General features: G+C 71.2%; 16 protein-coding genes. 2 read left to right on the top strand and 14 right to left on the bottom strand.

What is annotated here, in order from left to right; genetic code table 11:
• Window positions 1-392 precede the first annotated feature (392 nt).
• Both ABFX51_RS01500 and ABFX51_RS01495 read right to left on the bottom strand, forming a co-directional pair.
• Complete coding sequence (locus tag ABFX51_RS01500; protein ID WP_346051564.1) at window positions 393-1,604, bottom strand: amidohydrolase; 1,212 nt, start codon at window positions 1,602-1,604, stop codon at window positions 393-395.
• A gap of 26 nt (window positions 1,605-1,630) precedes the next feature.
• A complete protein-coding gene (locus ABFX51_RS01495) occupies window positions 1,631-2,539 on the bottom strand; it encodes an aldose 1-epimerase family protein (protein WP_091517274.1) in 909 nt (302 codons plus the stop codon).
• A gap of 67 nt (window positions 2,540-2,606) precedes the next feature.
• Between ABFX51_RS01495 and ABFX51_RS01490 the strand changes: the two genes are divergently transcribed.
• Together ABFX51_RS01490 and ABFX51_RS01485 are read left to right on the top strand one after the other, a co-directional pair.
• Window positions 2,607-3,179, top strand: coding sequence for a TetR/AcrR family transcriptional regulator (locus ABFX51_RS01490; RefSeq protein WP_091517275.1), 573 nt, complete (start codon window positions 2,607-2,609; stop codon window positions 3,177-3,179).
• Complete coding sequence (locus ABFX51_RS01485) at window positions 3,179-4,003, top strand: MBL fold metallo-hydrolase (RefSeq protein WP_091517276.1); 825 nt, start codon at window positions 3,179-3,181, stop codon at window positions 4,001-4,003. Before ABFX51_RS01490 ends, ABFX51_RS01485 begins: the two co-directional genes overlap by 1 nt.
• A gap of 47 nt (window positions 4,004-4,050) precedes the next feature.
• Here the strand turns inward: ABFX51_RS01485 and ABFX51_RS01480 are convergent, their stop codons facing one another.
• From ABFX51_RS01480 to ABFX51_RS01425, 12 genes are all read right to left on the bottom strand, one after another.
• A complete protein-coding gene (locus tag ABFX51_RS01480; protein ID WP_346051561.1) occupies window positions 4,051-5,256 on the bottom strand; it encodes an IS110 family RNA-guided transposase in 1,206 nt (401 codons plus the stop codon).
• Between the two features lie 714 nt (window positions 5,257-5,970).
• A complete protein-coding gene (locus ABFX51_RS01475; protein ID WP_346051559.1) occupies window positions 5,971-6,387 on the bottom strand; it encodes a YbaB/EbfC family nucleoid-associated protein in 417 nt (138 codons plus the stop codon).
• Window positions 6,384-6,671, bottom strand: a complete 288-nt coding sequence (locus ABFX51_RS01470; protein ID WP_346051558.1) for a hypothetical protein — start codon at window positions 6,669-6,671, stop codon at window positions 6,384-6,386. The genes ABFX51_RS01475 and ABFX51_RS01470 overlap by 4 nt, the downstream gene beginning before the upstream one ends.
• Window positions 6,668-7,741, bottom strand: a complete 1,074-nt coding sequence (locus tag ABFX51_RS01465; protein WP_091514573.1) for a C40 family peptidase — start codon at window positions 7,739-7,741, stop codon at window positions 6,668-6,670. Before ABFX51_RS01465 ends, ABFX51_RS01470 begins: the two co-directional genes overlap by 4 nt.
• A gap of 10 nt (window positions 7,742-7,751) precedes the next feature.
• Window positions 7,752-8,072 carry a hypothetical protein gene (locus ABFX51_RS01460; protein ID WP_091514576.1) on the bottom strand — a complete coding sequence of 107 codons (321 nt, stop codon included), beginning with the start codon at window positions 8,070-8,072 and terminating at the stop codon, window positions 7,752-7,754.
• A gap of 46 nt (window positions 8,073-8,118) precedes the next feature.
• Entirely contained in the window at window positions 8,119-9,399 is a 1,281-nt protein-coding gene (locus tag ABFX51_RS01455) for an MFS transporter (RefSeq protein WP_091514578.1), read from the bottom strand.
• 137 nt (window positions 9,400-9,536) lie between these two features.
• The gene (gene pdxH / locus ABFX51_RS01450; protein ID WP_091514580.1) at window positions 9,537-10,208 is read right to left on the bottom strand and encodes a pyridoxamine 5'-phosphate oxidase; all 672 of its coding nucleotides are present in this window, start codon (window positions 10,206-10,208) and stop codon (window positions 9,537-9,539) included.
• A 101-nt stretch (window positions 10,209-10,309) separates the two neighbouring features.
• Window positions 10,310-11,029, bottom strand: coding sequence for an urease accessory protein UreD (locus ABFX51_RS01445; protein WP_091514583.1), 720 nt, complete (start codon window positions 11,027-11,029; stop codon window positions 10,310-10,312).
• Window positions 11,026-11,709 carry an urease accessory protein UreG gene (gene ureG / locus ABFX51_RS01440; protein WP_091514585.1) on the bottom strand — a complete coding sequence of 228 codons (684 nt, stop codon included), beginning with the start codon at window positions 11,707-11,709 and terminating at the stop codon, window positions 11,026-11,028. Before ureG ends, ABFX51_RS01445 begins: the two co-directional genes overlap by 4 nt.
• Window positions 11,699-12,379 (bottom strand): urease accessory protein UreF, encoded by a 681-nt coding sequence (locus tag ABFX51_RS01435; RefSeq protein ID WP_091514587.1) that lies wholly within the window; start codon window positions 12,377-12,379, stop codon window positions 11,699-11,701. Before ABFX51_RS01435 ends, ureG begins: the two co-directional genes overlap by 11 nt.
• Window positions 12,379-14,097: an urease subunit alpha gene (locus ABFX51_RS01430; protein ID WP_346051554.1), complete on the bottom strand. Its 1,719-nt coding sequence runs from the start codon at window positions 14,095-14,097 to the stop codon at window positions 12,379-12,381. The genes ABFX51_RS01435 and ABFX51_RS01430 overlap by 1 nt, the downstream gene beginning before the upstream one ends.
• On the bottom strand, window positions 14,094-14,381 hold the full coding sequence (locus tag ABFX51_RS01425) for an urease subunit beta (RefSeq protein ID WP_346051552.1): 288 nt from the start codon (window positions 14,379-14,381) through the stop codon (window positions 14,094-14,096). The genes ABFX51_RS01430 and ABFX51_RS01425 overlap by 4 nt, the downstream gene beginning before the upstream one ends.
• Window positions 14,382-14,388: the final 7 nt, after the last annotated feature.

Genomic DNA, 14,388 nt, shown 5'->3' with positions numbered 1-14,388 from the left:
CCACAGGAGCCCCGCCACGCGTGTCAGACCCCAACCCCCGCCTAACTTAGCGGTATTGCCCGCCGGCGAGGCATTTCTTTTGTCTTTTGTCTTTTGTGGACACCTGGGTGCCTGGGCACCGGGGTCCACCGGGCGTAGCCGACCTGCTCACGCGGCCCCTCCCCCGCCCCATCCCCTTGATCGTTTAACGGTTGGCTCACCGCGTCAAGGGCGCCTGACGGCGTCGCTTCGCGATGGGCTCCGCCCACCCTTGACACGGTGAGCCAACCGCTAAGGCAGCTGGGGATCGAGGCGGGGGAGGAGCGGGGCGTGGGGCCGCTTCCGTTCCGTTGCTGGGTGCGGTGTGGGGGTGGTGGTGGTGCTGGCTTCGCAGGTTCGTTCCGGTGGCTTCCCTACTCCCGGTATCGGCGGTCTGCCACTACGCCGTCGCCGGTGGACTCGTCGAAGTGGTAGACCTCCTTGCCCCGCACGAAAACCCTCAGCGCCCGGTTCATCACGTCCAGCGGATCACCCGACCAGATCACGACATCCGCGTCGAGACCCGGCTTCAGGGAGCCGATCCGATCGTCCAGGCCCAGCATGCTCGCCGGGTTCACCGTCAACGAGCGCAGTGCCGCTTCCGGGTCCAAGCCGTCCTTGACCGCCAGCGCGGCCTGGTACACCAGGAAATTGATCGGGACGACCGGGTGGTCCGTGGTGATCGCCAGTTTGACGCCCGCCCGCGCCAGGATGCCCGCCGAGCGGAGTGTCCGGTTCCGCAGCTCCACCTTCGAGCGGGTGGTGAACAGCGGACCGAGGATGACCGGGATTTCCTTCTCCGCCAGCAAGTCCGCGATCAGGTGCCCCTCGGTGCCGTGGTTGACCACGAGTTTGTACCCGAACTCCTCCGCCAGCCGGATCGCGGTGACGATGTCGTCCGCCCGGTGCGTGTGCTGGTCCCAGTAGAGCTCCCCGTCGAGCACCTCGGCGAGCGTCTCCAGCGTGAGATCGACGTCGAACGGCTTGCCCTCGTCCCGCGCGTGATCCCGCTGCGCCGCGTAGTTCTGGGCCTTCGTGAAAGCCTCGCGGATGATCGCGGCGACGCCCAGCCTCGTGCTCGGCGTCTGCTTCTTCTCGCCGTACACGCGCTTCGGGTTCTCACCCAGCGCGCTCTTCACGCTCACCTGGTCGGCGAAGACCATGTCGAGGATCGTCCGGCCCCACGTTTTGACGCCGATCGTGCGACCCCCGATCGGGTTGCCCGAGCCCGGCTTCACGACGACGCTCGTGACCCCGCCCGCCAGCGCGTCGTCGAAACCGACGTCGTACGGGTCGATGCCGTCGATCGCGCGGAAGCGGGCGCCGTTCGGGTCGGTCATCTCGTTCGTGTCGTTGCCCGACCAGCCCTCGCCCTCCTCGTGCACGCCGAGGTGGACGTGCGCGTCGAAGAACCCCGGCAGCACCCACGACCCCGCGGCGTCGATCAGCTCGGCGTCCTCCGGGATGTCGACGTCGGCGTCCGCACCCACCTCGGCGATCCTGCCGTCCTCGATGAGGACCGTGCCCCCGTCGATCGGCTCACCGTCGACCGGCACCACATAACCGCCCACAATCGCGCTCACCATGGTTTGACACGCTAACGAATCGCGGGTCAGACCGAAATTCGGACACCCCAGCTGCCGGTCCACGACGTGCCCGGCTCCAGCTCGATCAGGTCCGTGCCCGAGTTCAGCGCGTCCGCCGGGCACGTCATCGGCTCGATCGCGATCGCGCGGCCCCGGCCCACCAGGTCCTGCGGCGTGAACACCTGCACCCACCGGAAGTCCGCGTCCGTCCACACGTCGACGCTCTGCTCCCCGTGCGACAGCACGTGGTGGTGCCGCCCGTCCGCACCCGCGGTCAGCCCGCCGAACGCCGTGTCCAGGTCCACCTGACCGACCAGCACCCCACCGCGGAAGTCGTACTCCGTGCCCTCGACGTCCTGCTCCGGCCCGTACGGCAGCTGCTGGTCCCCGATGTAGGGCCGGACGCGCGTCGCGGACAGGGTCAGCGTGAGGTCGTCCGTCGGCACGTCGCCGATGCGGAAGTACGGGTGCGTGCCCACGCCGACACCGATCGCCGACTCTCCCTCGTTGCGGATCTCATGCGTGACCGTCAGCTCGCGCGGCGCGAGCGCGTAGGTGATGCGCGCGTGCAGCGGCACCGGCCAGCCCTGCTGCTTCTCCACCTCGATCTCGAAGGTGATCGACGACTCCGCGTGCTCGACGAGCGTCCACTCGCGATGCCGCGTCAGCCCGTGGATCGCGTTGCCCCGAGCCGCCTCGGTGACCTCGAGCTGCTGCTTTTCGCCCTGATACGTCCACTCGGCGGCCTTCGTCCGGTTCGGCCACGGCAGCAGCACCTGGCCCGCCCCCTTCGGCGGCTTCGCGTCCTCGGGGAAGGTCTCGACGTAGGGCACGCCGTTGATCTCGAACGCACGCAGCCCGGCGCCGATCTCGGTGACCACCGCGCGAGCGTTGCCGCGGACGATCTCGAACTGCTGTCCAGTGGGGTTGGCCATGCACTGGAGGTTAGCGCTCCACGAAGTAACTAGACCGGTCGTCATACTTTGCGCTACGGTAACCCCCATGGCCCGCCGCACCGACACCCGGCAGCGCATGCTCGACTCCGCCGCCGACCTGTTCCACACGCAGGGCTACCACGCCACGGGCCTGAACCAGCTGGTCAACGCGGGCGGGGCGCCGAAGGGTTCGCTGTACTTCCACTTCCCCGGCGGCAAGGAGCAGCTCGCCGCGGAAGCCGTCACGTTGTCCGGGGAACGCGTGGCGGTTCAGCTGCGCGACCTGCTCCACGCCGCACCCGATCCCGGCACGGCGATCGTCTCGGTACTGGAAGCCTTGGCGCACAACCTGATCGAGTCGGACTTCCGCCGTGGCTGTCCTATCGCGACGGTCGCGGTGGACGCGGGAGAAAGCGCTGTCATCCGCGACGCCTGCGCCTCTGGGTACACGTCGTGGCGCGACGTGATCGCGGACTACCTCGTCCGCGAGGGCTTCCCGGACCAGCGGGCCGCGTCGCTGGCCGTGCTGGCGCTCAGCGCGATCGAGGGCGCGTTGCTGCTCGCGAAAACCCAGCATGACGTCGCACCGCTGCGAACCGTCGCCGAGTACCTGAGGACCACCTTCACCAAGGAGACCTGATGCGCGTACACCACTTCAACGCCGGAACCCTGCGCCCGCCCGGCGGCAGGCTGATCGACGGGCGCGGCGGTCTGTTCCGGCGCGCCGAGCTGGTGTGCCACTGCCTGCTCATCGAGACGGACACGGAGCTGGTCCTCGTCGACACGGGGATGGGCGCCAGGGCGGTGTCCCAGCCGGACGAGTGGATGGGCCGCTGGTTCGGCAGGCTCGTCGGCGCGCGGCCGTCGCTGAAGGAGACCGCGCTGGCGGAGGTGCGGCGGCTCGGTCACCGGCCCGAGGACGTGCGGCACATCGTGGTGACCCACCTGGATTTCGACCACGCCGGCGGGCTGGCGGACTTCCCGCACGCGGCGGTGCACGTCTACGCCGAGGAGCTGCGCGCCCTGCGTTCGCCGATGGACGTCGCCGAACGTCACCGCTACCGGCACACGCAGTTCGCACACGGTCCACAATGGATGTCCTATGCGGACAGTGGAGAACCGTGGTACGGCTTCGAGGCCGTGCGCGAGCTGAAGGGGCTCCCGCCGGAGATCCTGCTCGTCCCGCTGGCCGGCCACACGCGGGGGCACGCCGGGGTGGCCGTCGACACGGGGGACGGCTGGCTGCTCAGCGCCGGGGACTCCTACTTCCACCCGGGCGAACTCGCGGCGACGCCCCACATCCCGGCTGGGCTGGGGCTGTTCGAGAGGCTGGTGCAGACCGTGGCGCCCACCAGGCTGCACAACCAGCGGCGGCTGCGGGAACTGGTGCGCGACCACCCCGAGGTGCGCACGTTCTCGGCCCACAGCCCGACGGAACTCCGGGACCTCGGGGCGGCGGGGTGACGGTGGGGGCGGGGCGACTCGCGGCGGGGGGTGTCCCTATGTGGTTGTCAAGCCGCTGCGGGTGTCATGGCGGGTTCGGGATGCCGGTAGTACGTCCGGTTGCGCAGCATCGCGAACAGGACGTCGCAGCGGCGGCGGGCCAGGCAGATCAGGGCGGCGTTGTGCTTCTTGCCCTCGGCTCGTTTCCGGTCGTAGTAACCCCTGCTGAGTGGGTCGTGCAGGGCCGCGAACGCGGCCAGGAAAAACGCCCGTTTGAGCTTGCGGTTACCGGTGCGGGCAGGGTGCTCGCCCTTGATCGAGGTGCCGGAGCTGCGTGTGACGGGGGCGATCCCGGCGTAGGCAGCGAGGTGTGCCGACGATTTGAAGGCGGAGGCGTCGCCTATCTCCAGCAGGATGCGCGCGGCGGTCCTGACCCCGATGCCGGGCATCGACGTCAGGACCCCGGCAAGAGGGTGCGCATCAAGCATTTCCTCTACCTCGTCGGCGACTGTTTTGCGTTGGTGCAGCACGGTTTTCAGCGAATCGGCCAGTCGAGGCAGGACGGTGTCAGCCGCGGTTGTGCCCGGGACGGCGACGCTTTGCTCGTCCAGCGCTGCCCAGATCGCGTCCGCCAGTTTGGCGCCCATGCGGGGGGCGTGCGCGGTCGCGATCGCGGTGACCTTGCGCCGCCCGGCCTTCCGGATGCCCGCGGGGCCGCCGCAGCGGGAGAGAATTTCCAGCACCGCCGCATGCGTCACTCGTGGCCCGAGGACGCGTTCCAGAGCCGGGTGGATGCCGGTGAGCAGGCCGCGGATGCGGTTGCTCAGGCGGGTGGCCTCACCTGCCAGGTCATCGTCGAACCCGATCAGCACCCCGAGTTCGGCGAGGGTGTCATCACCGGTGTCGACCTGGCGCAGGGTGTGGGGCAGCGAGCGTGCGGCGTCAGCGATGATGAACGCGTCGCGGGCGTCGGTTTTGGCGTTGCCGGGGTAGAGGTCGGCGATGCGGCGCATGGCCAGGCCGGGCAGGTAGGCGACGTGGTGGCCGCAGGCTCGTGCGACTGCGACCGGCAGGGCGCCGATCGTGGCGGGCTGGTCGACCACGACCAGCAGCGGCCCGTGAGCGGCGAGCTTGTCCAACAGCGCCCGCAGCTTCGGTTCGCTGTTGGGCAGCGGCCCGTCGTGCACCCGTTTCCCGGCGGGATCCAGGCCCACCGCGTGGTGGCCGGTCTTGCCGACATCCAGGCCGAGGAACACGCCATAGCTGCTGGTCATCTACGGTGTCTTTCGTTCGTTCGCGGGTGGTCGCCGGTCGAGCATCGATGGCCGGCACCCACGTTACGACGAGACCTACCAAGCGGTGGCCGTGTCCCTATTCAGCGGTCCCTCGATGCCACCAGGTCCGGTGACACCACCCCCCGGATCATGGGTTCGACTGGGGGCATCAGTCATGCCGGACCTGGCGACCACAGCTCCTTGATCAGGAACTACGAAGAAGGTAACGGGGGTGATGGTGGGGCGGTTGGCTCGCGACGGCGGGGCGATGCTGGGCGGTTGGCTCGCGGCGGCGGGGCCATGGTGGGGCGGGCGACTCGCGGCGGCGGGGCGATGGTGGGGCGGTTGGCTCGCCGACGCGACCGAGGACTGCTCGCCCCGGCGCCATCGAGGCCTGCTTGCGGCTGAACGGCCCATACCAGCCCCGCCGACCGACCACGCCAGCGCAGCGGCCGACGCGAGCGAGGCGCGCTCCGACTCACCGGCTGACGCCACCGAGGCCTGGGCTCCCGCCGGGCGACCGGCCACAGCCCCGCCACCTCAACGCGAAGGCGCGGCCACCCGGGCCCGCCGACCGGCACTCCGGCCGAACGACCCGCCACACCGACCCGGCTTCTCCGCACTCAACGCACCAAGCCCCACCACCACCCGAGCCCGCCGACCCGACGCCCCACCACAGCCGCGTCCCCGGCCGACGACCCACGCCACCAGGACTCACTCCGCTTCGATGACCCGCCAGCGGTGGGCGTTCGGGTCCACGCCGGGGGTGTACGGCACCACCTCCGGCTCCGGGTCGGGCTGCAGGCCCGCCGAGCGCATCATCTCCAGCGCCGCCGCGTCGCCCAGCGCGTCGCCGAGGACGTTGACGCCTTCGGCGAGCGCGGCCTGCTGCGCGCGGTGCGCCAGCGCCACGATCTCCTCGCCGAGGGCCTCCGGGCCGAGCGCCAGCGCGGATTCGTCGAGGTTGAGCTCCTTCAGCCCGCCGTGCACGTCCACCGTCACGCGGACGTTCTCGGCGCCGTTGTAGGCCCAGCCCCGCACCTCCGCCAGCCGCGCGGGCAGCTCCTCCGTCACCCGCAGGCGTTCCTCGGCGTCGGCGAGGAGGCGTTCGGCCGTGCGTCTTCCGTTCATCCCCTCGTCCAGTCCCGGTCGAAGTCGTCGTCGGCGGCCAGTTCCGGGTCGTAGCCCAGGCCGATCGCCTGCCCGACCCGCTCGGCGTCCCGCCCCAGCGTCTGCGCGTACCGCTGGTTCGCCCGCGCCGTGGCCTGCGCGGCCACTTTCACGACCGTCTGCGCCAGCACCGCGGCGCCGTACCGCATCGCCTGGGGCGTCAGCTTCACCGACCGCAGCCGGCCGCCGACGCCGACCTCCACGGTCACCCCGTCCGCACTGGCCTTGCCCACGATCTCGCTCATGCCGACGGCCTGAACACGCCCAGCAACGGCTCACCGGCGTTGCTGGTCCGCAGCGGCACGACGTGGCACACGGAGCCGGTGTGCGGCTCCTCGACCATCTGCCCGTTGCCGATGTACATCGCCACGTGCCCGCTCCAGATGATCAGGTCCCCGGGCTGGATGTCGTTGATGTCGACCTTCTGCCCCACGGTCTGCGTCGCCGCCGTGCGCGGGATCTTCAGGCCCGCCTGGCTGTACGCCCACTGCGTCAGCCCGCTGCAGTCCATGCCCTTGTTCGGGTCCGTGCCGCCCCACACGTACGGCAGGCCCAGCCGCGACAACGCCGCCCGCACGGCGATCGCCGCGCGCTCGTTCGGCGCGTTCACCGTCTGGCCGCCGGGCAGCTTGATCTGCGTGCCGCTGCCGTACTGGTCCGAGGGCGGGAACGTGATCGCGGACCCCGTCGAGGCGGCACCACCGCCGCCGCCGCTGTACCCGCCACCGCCTCCGCCGCCCCCACCGCCGGAGCCGCTCGCCCGCGTGCCGAGCGGACCCGCGGGCGGCGCCGACGCCGGGACCGTGGCGTTCATGCCGTTCATCAGGTCCTGCAGCCGGGCCTTGGCCGCGTTGACGATGTCCGCGGCCTCCTTCGCGTACTTCGCCGACATCCCGGCGAGCACCGCGCGGGCCTGCATCTCGGCTCCCGGGTCGGTGCTGCTCGCCGCCGCGCTGACCAGTGTGCGGGCGTCCGCGTCGAACTCCGTCAGCAGCGACTGGCACTGCTGCTGCGCGTCCTTGACCAGGCTCGTCGCGTCACCGATGGTCTGCGCGGTCTTCGACGCCCACGTCGCCGCGTCGTCGAGCGCCTGCGTGTGCTCCTTGGCCTTGACGCCGAACATGTCGCCCCGGTCGCCCACCCAGTTGCCCTGCAGGCTGGTCGCCTCGGTCTGGTGCCGCGTGCCGTACTCGGCGAGCTTCTGCGACAGCGAGTTCAGGTCCGCCTGCGCCTTGTCGGCGGCGCCGGTGTCCCCCTCCAGCTTGTCCGCGGCCTCCTTGATCGGCGCCTCGTACGGCGCCAGGTCGATCGCCACGCCTGCCCCCTCAGCCCAGGATCCGGCGGAACTGGTCGCCGAACAGCTGCTCGTCGGACTCGTAGTCACCCTTCGCGGTGCGCACCGACTGCCCCAGGTCGTGCACGGCGCCGGCGACCGAGTGGACGTGGGTGTGCATGCGGTCGAGGTGGTCGGTCAGCGAACCGTGCAGGCCGCTTTCCTCGCCGAGGTCGCCGAAGAGGTTGCCGGGCAGCGACAGGTTGGCCGCCAGGTGGTTCTTCGCCGCGCCCACGATGTCGTCCGACAGGCCACCCGCGTGCGAGTGGTATCGCGCCAGGTCGGCGGTGTCGACGGAGATCCCTTCTGCCATGCCGCCATGGTGCCCCATCGGGCAGCCCCACGGGGGTGAAACGCGGTTATTCGACCACCGCGGCGGCGCGGTAACGCCAGAACGCGGGCAGCATCGCGACCGCGACGGCGATCAGCACGACGACCAGCGCGCCACCGCCCGCCGCCGCGGCCGTGGTGCCCGCCGCGGCGCCGACCCAGCCGTGCGTGACGTCGGCGATGCGCGGCCCGCCCGCGACGACCACCGTGAAGGCGCCCTGCATGCGGCCCCGCATCTCGTCGGTCGCGGCGGCCTGCAGGATCGACTGCCGGTAGATCGCGCTGACCATGTCCGAGGCGCCGGCGAGGATGAGGAACGCGGTCGCGAGCCACAGCGTGTGCGACAGCCCGAAGCCGACGATGAACACGCCCCACGCGCAGATCGCGATCACGACCGCGACGCCCTGGCGGCGGACCCGGCCCAGCCAGCCGGAGAACAGGCCGATCACGACCGAGCCGATCGGGATCGCGGCGAACAGCCAGCCCAGCGCGAGCCCGCCACCGGGCGGATCGCCGAACGTGCGTTCTGCCATCTCCGGGAACAGGGCGCGCGGCATGCCGGCGACCATCGCGATGATGTCCACGACGAAGCTCGCGAGCAGCACCTTCTGCGTGCCCATGTAGCGGAACCCGTCGATCACGTCCCGCAGCCCGGCGCGCCGGACCTGCCCCGACAGCGGGGGCATCGACGGCAGGCGCCACACCGTGTACAGCGTGAGCAGCAGGGCGATGGTGTCGATCAGGTACAGCGTCGGCAGGCCCAGCACGGGCATCAGCGCACCGGCCGCCATCGGGCCGAAGATCGTGCCGAACATGTTCATCGTGCCGGACAGCGCGGTGGCCGCGGGCAGCAGTTCGGGCGCGACGAGCCGGGCGACGATCGCGCTGCGCGTAGGCATGTTGATCGCGAAGAACGCCTGGTTGAGGGCGAGCAGCACGAGCACGACCCACACCGAGCCGATGTTCAGCCACGCCTGCAGCCACAGCAGCGCGGAGACGACCGCGATGCCGGTGTTGCCGAACAGCAGCAGCTTCCGCCGGTCGACGGTGTCGGCGATCGCCCCGCCCCACAGACCGAACACGAGCAGCGGCACGAGTGCGACGGCGCCGGTGAGCCCGACCCAGCCGGACGAGCCGGTGAGGTCGAACACCTGCTTCGGCACGGCCACGGTGGTCAGCTGCGAGCCGATCGCGGTGACGGCGGTGCCGATCCACAGCCGCCGGAACGCGGGCACCTTCAGCGGCTGGGTGTCGATGACGATGGAACCGAACCGCTTGCGCTTCCTGCTGGACCCCGCCTCGACACTCACAACCAGCCAGCTTAGCGGAGCTAAGTAGTTGGCAGGTTGTGATTTCCGCTGGGTGAAGACCCGGCTGCCCGCGCAGGCCCGCGAAGTGCCCGCTCGGGCAGGGACCGGACTTCAGCCCGGCCCCTGCCTGTCGACGCCTACGGCGCTACGCGGTCCACCCGCCACCCGTCGTGGGTGCGGACGTAACGCAGCCGGTCGTGCAGCCGGTTCTGCTGGCCCTGCCAGAACTCCACGGTGTCCGGCTTGATCCGCCAGCCACCCCAGTGCGGCGGGAACGGCACCTTGTCCACGTCGGCGAAGCGGCGCTCGATCGCGGCCAGCGCGTTGTCCAGCTCACGCCGGCTGCGCACCACCTGCGACTGCGGCGAGGCCCACGCCCCCAGCTGCGAACCGCGCGGGCGGGAGGCCCAGTACTCGGCCGTCTCCGAGACGTCGACCTTCTCCACCTCGCCCCGCACCGTCACCTGCCGGTGCAGCGGGTACCAGGGGAAGGTCGCCGACGCGTACCGCGTCACGCTCAGGTCGTGGCTCTTCGCGGACGTGTAGTTCGTGTAGAACACCACGCCGCGCTCGTCGAGGCCCTTGCACAGCACGGTCCGCGAGGACGGCCTGCCCTCGCCGTCGGCGGTGGCCAGCACCATCGCGTTCGGTTCGGCGACACCCGCGGCGATCGCCTGGTTCAGCCAGCGCTGCAGCTGTTCCGTCCAGCTGTCCGCCAGTTCGGACTCGTCCAGGGACTCCCCTTCGTAGGCCACCCGCATTCCGGGCAGCTGCACCGCCACGTCGTCGATGTTGCCGACCTCCGGCATAAGCCAACCTCCGCGCCCGCACAACGCATCAGTAGAAGAAATGGATGGAGGTTGACGTTAGGCCCTGTGCCGCCCCGGCGAAACCCGCCGAACGGTGACGCCTACCACGACGCCGGGGAAAAGCAGCGGCTGGCTCGATCAAGATCCCGCTGTGCCGTCACCGCATCGGGTGCCAGCGCGGTGACGAGAGCGCCGCCCGCGGCGAGCGGGGACACCGACCACCACTCACCGCTCGCCGCCGCCACCTGCTCACCCACCCGCAACTCGGTCGCGAGCACCCGCCTCCCGGCGAGGTGCGCCACGCTGCGTTCCAGGTGCCCGACGTCCAACGTCTGGTGCAGCACGGGCGCCCCGTCGCGCACGACGCGCTGGGTGCTGCGCAACCGCCCCGGCCGCTCCCCCGCCCGGCCCAGCACCAGCACCTCCCGCGTGCGCAGCTTCGCCGTGGCCGCCACCGTCGCGAACAGCTCCGCCGTGTGCCGGGCCCGCGCGGTGACCACCGTGGGTTCGGGCAGGTACTCGAACACCCCGCCGTCCTCGACCTCCACCCGCACGGTCGCGCGGCTGCCGCCCTCGCGGTGCCCCGGCAGCGCCAGCGTCGCCGCCACACCCGACAGCCGCAGCCGCGCCCCGGCACCGACCAGCACGGTCAGGGTCAGCTCGTCCCCGCCCAGCGGGGCCGTCGCCGAGTTCACCAGGTGCACGACGGCGTCGCCGCGCGTGCGCTTCGGCAACAGCGTCAGCGGCGCCATCGACCGCAGCTCACGCAGCACCGTGCGGCCGTCGCGGACCTCGGCGACCAGCCGCGCGTCGGCCCTCATACCAGTTGCTTGCGGACCCAGTCGGCGACCTCCGGCGCGTCCGGGGTGTCCACAAGGGACTGTGTGATCACCGGCAGCTCGCCACGCATGCGGTGCGCGTCGGACGTCATCACGTCCATGTCCGCGCCGACGAGGTGGGCGAGGTCGATCTTGTTGATCACCAGCAGGTCCGCCGTCGTCACGCCGGGACCGCCCTTGCGCGGCACCTTGTCCCCGCCGGCGACGTCGATCACGAACACCTGGCTGTCGGCCAGCCCCCGGCTGAACACCGCCGTCAGGTTGTCGCCGCCGCTTTCGATGATCACCAGTTCGAGGCCGGGGAAGCGTTCCTCCAGCCGCTCGACCGCGTCGAGGTTCGCGGTGATGTCGTCGCGGATCGCGGTGTGCGGGCACGCCCCGGTCTGCACGGCCTCGATGCGCTCGACGTCGAGCACGCCCGCGCGGCGCAGGAAGTCGGCGTCCTCGGTGGTGTAGATGTCGTTGGTCACCACGGCGAGGTCGATCTCGTCCCCGAGCGCGCGGCACAGCGCCGCGACCAGCGCCGTCTTCCCGCTGCCGACGGGACCACCGATGCCGATGCGGAACGCGCGGCCCTGTTTCGGCTGCGCCTCGTGGTGATCGGGTTCGGGAACCGTGGGATCGAAGTTCACCGGGTGGGAGTGACCGTGTTCAGCTGGCAAAGAGACGCACCTCTTCCTCGTGGTGCCGAAGGTGGGCTTCGGCGAACAGATCGAGCGCGGGAGCGTTGGGCGCGGGCAGTTCCGCCGGGTCGGCACCCGCTGTCGCGGCGGCTTGGCCGGCGACGGCCTCCAGGTCCGGGCCCAGCCGCGCGACCATCGCGTTCACAGTGAGCGGGTCGAACCCCAGCAGCCGCACCGCTGCGCTCGCGGGCCCGCTCACGGCCAGGTAGGCGACGGCCAGCGCGGCTTCCCGCGGTGCGGCACCGGCGGCGCCCGCCAGCGCCCCGGTGACGATCGGGTGGTGCGGCCGGGGCACCACCGCCAGCAGCGTTTCGACCGCGGGCCAGGCGATCCGGCCCGCCCGCGCGGTACCCCGGCCCTGCGCCCGCGACGCCTCCCGCTGCGCGTGCGAGGGCGTGCGAGCGTCGAGTTCGGCGTCGAGCCGCAGCCAGTGTCCACTTGCGACATTCCGGCGCACGGCATGCGCTGAAGCAGCGGCGAATGCGGCGGCCAGCAGCCCCGCGGTCCACAGCCTGCCGTACAGGAACGGCGGCAGGTCGCGCTCCGCGGTCACGAGCCGGCGCGCGACGACCTCCTCCAGCCCGCCCGAATGGACGTGTCCCCCGCCGGGGAAGCGGGAGTCGGCCAGCAGCAGCGCGGTGACGTCCATCAGAACAGGAAGTACCGTTGTGCCATCGGCAGTTCGGCCACCGGCCGCGGCTCGATCAGCTCGCCGTCCACGTGCACGGCGAAGCTGTCCGGGTCCACCTGGACATCGGGCAGCGCGTCGTTGAGCACCATGTCCGCCTTGCCGACCGAGCGCGTGTCCTGGATCGCCGCCAGCCGCCGCTGAAGCCCGAACGTGCCCGCGACGTCGGCCCTGATCGCCGCTTCGGTGACGAAGTGCAGGCTCGTCTCCGCGGCCACCGACGGCTGCGCGCCGAACATCGGCCGCGCGAGCACGGGCTGCGGCGTCGGGATGGAGGCGTTCGCGTCGCCCATCGCCGCCCACGCCGGGAACCCGCCCTTGAGCACCACGTGTGGCTTCACGCCGAAGAACTTCGGTTCCCACAGCACGAGGTCGGCGAGCTTGCCGACCTCGACCGAGCCGATCTCGTGCGCCATGCCGTGCGCGATCGCCGGGTTGATCGTGTACTTGGCGACGTAACGGCGTGCGCGCAGGTTGTCGGCCGCACCGTCCCCTGGCAGCGAACCGCGGCGGGCCTTCATCACGTGCGCCGTCTGCCAGGTCCGGATGATCACCTCGCCGATGCGGCCCATCGCCTGCGAGTCGGAGCTCATCATCGAGATCGCGCCCAGGTCGTGCAGGACGTCCTCGGCGGCGATCGTCGTCGGCCGGATGCGGCTTTCCGCGAACGCGAGGTCCTCGGGCACCGACGGGTTGAGGTGGTGGCACACCACGAGCATGTCGAGGTGTTCTTCGAGGGTGTTGACCGTGTGCGGGCGCGTCGGGTTGGTCGACGACGGCAGCACGTTGGGCAGCGAGACGACCTTGATGATGTCCGGCGCGTGCCCGCCGCCGGCGCCCTCGGTGTGGTAGGCGTTGATCGACCTACCGCCGATCGCGTCCACTGTGGACTCGACGAACCCGGCCTCGTTCAACGTGTCCGTGTGGATGGCGACCTGCGCGCCGTACTCGCCGGCGACGGAGAGCGCGACGTCGATCGCGGCGGGCGTGGAACCCCAGTCCTCGTGCAGCTTCAGCCCGCCCGCGCCGGCCTCGAACTGCTCGCGCAGCGCGTCGTGGCGGACCGTGTTCCCCTTGCCCAGCAACAGGACGTTGACCGGCAGGGCGTCCATCGCGCGCAACATCCTGCCGAGGTTCCACGCGCCCGGCGTGACGGTGGTGGCCTTGCTGCCCTCGACGGGACCGGTGCCGCCGCCGACGAGCGTCGTCAGCCCGGACGCGAGCGCGGTGTCCACAAGCTGTGGACAGATGAAGTGGACATGGCAGTCGATGCCACCCGCGGTGAGGATCTTCCCGTTGCCCGCCAGCACTTCCGTGGACGGCCCGATCACCAGCGCCGGGTCCACGCCGTCCATCGTGTCCGGGTTGCCCGCCTTGCCGATGCCGACGATCCGCCCGTCCCGCACGCCGACGTCGGCCTTCACCACGCCCCAGTGGTCGAGGACCACCGCGCCGGTGATGATGAGGTCCGGCGCGCCCTCGGCGCGCGTCGCCATGCCCTGGCCCATCGACTCGCGGATGACCTTGCCGCCGCCGAACATCACCTCGTCCCCCGCGGCGGGGCCCATGCTGCGGTCCTCGGTGACCTCGATCAGCAGGTCGGTGTCGGCGAGCCGGATCCGGTCGCCGACGGTCGGACCGAACAGTTCGACGTAGCGCTCGCGGTCGACGGCGCTCACCGCTGCAGCCCCGGCACGACGCGGTTGCCCGCCAGCGGCACGAGCTCGACCTCGCGGTCCACCCCGGGTTCGAAACGCACGGAGGTGCCCGCCGGGATGTCGAGCCGCTTGCCCTGCGCCGCGTCGCGGTCGAAGTCGAGCGCGGCGTTCGTCTGCGCGAAGTGGAAGTGCGAACCGACCTGCACGGGCCGGTCGCCGGTGTTGACCACGCGCAGGGTCGTCCGGGGACGGCCGGGGTTCAGCTCGACCGGCTCGGCCGCCGGGATGATCTCGCCGGGGTGCACGGGAACC

The organism is Amycolatopsis dongchuanensis (genome assembly GCF_039542405.1).
In the GTDB taxonomy this organism is placed as follows: Bacteria; Actinomycetota; Actinomycetes; order Mycobacteriales; family Pseudonocardiaceae; genus Amycolatopsis_E; species Amycolatopsis_E sacchari.
This window is presented reverse-complemented; position numbering and strand designations above follow the sequence as displayed.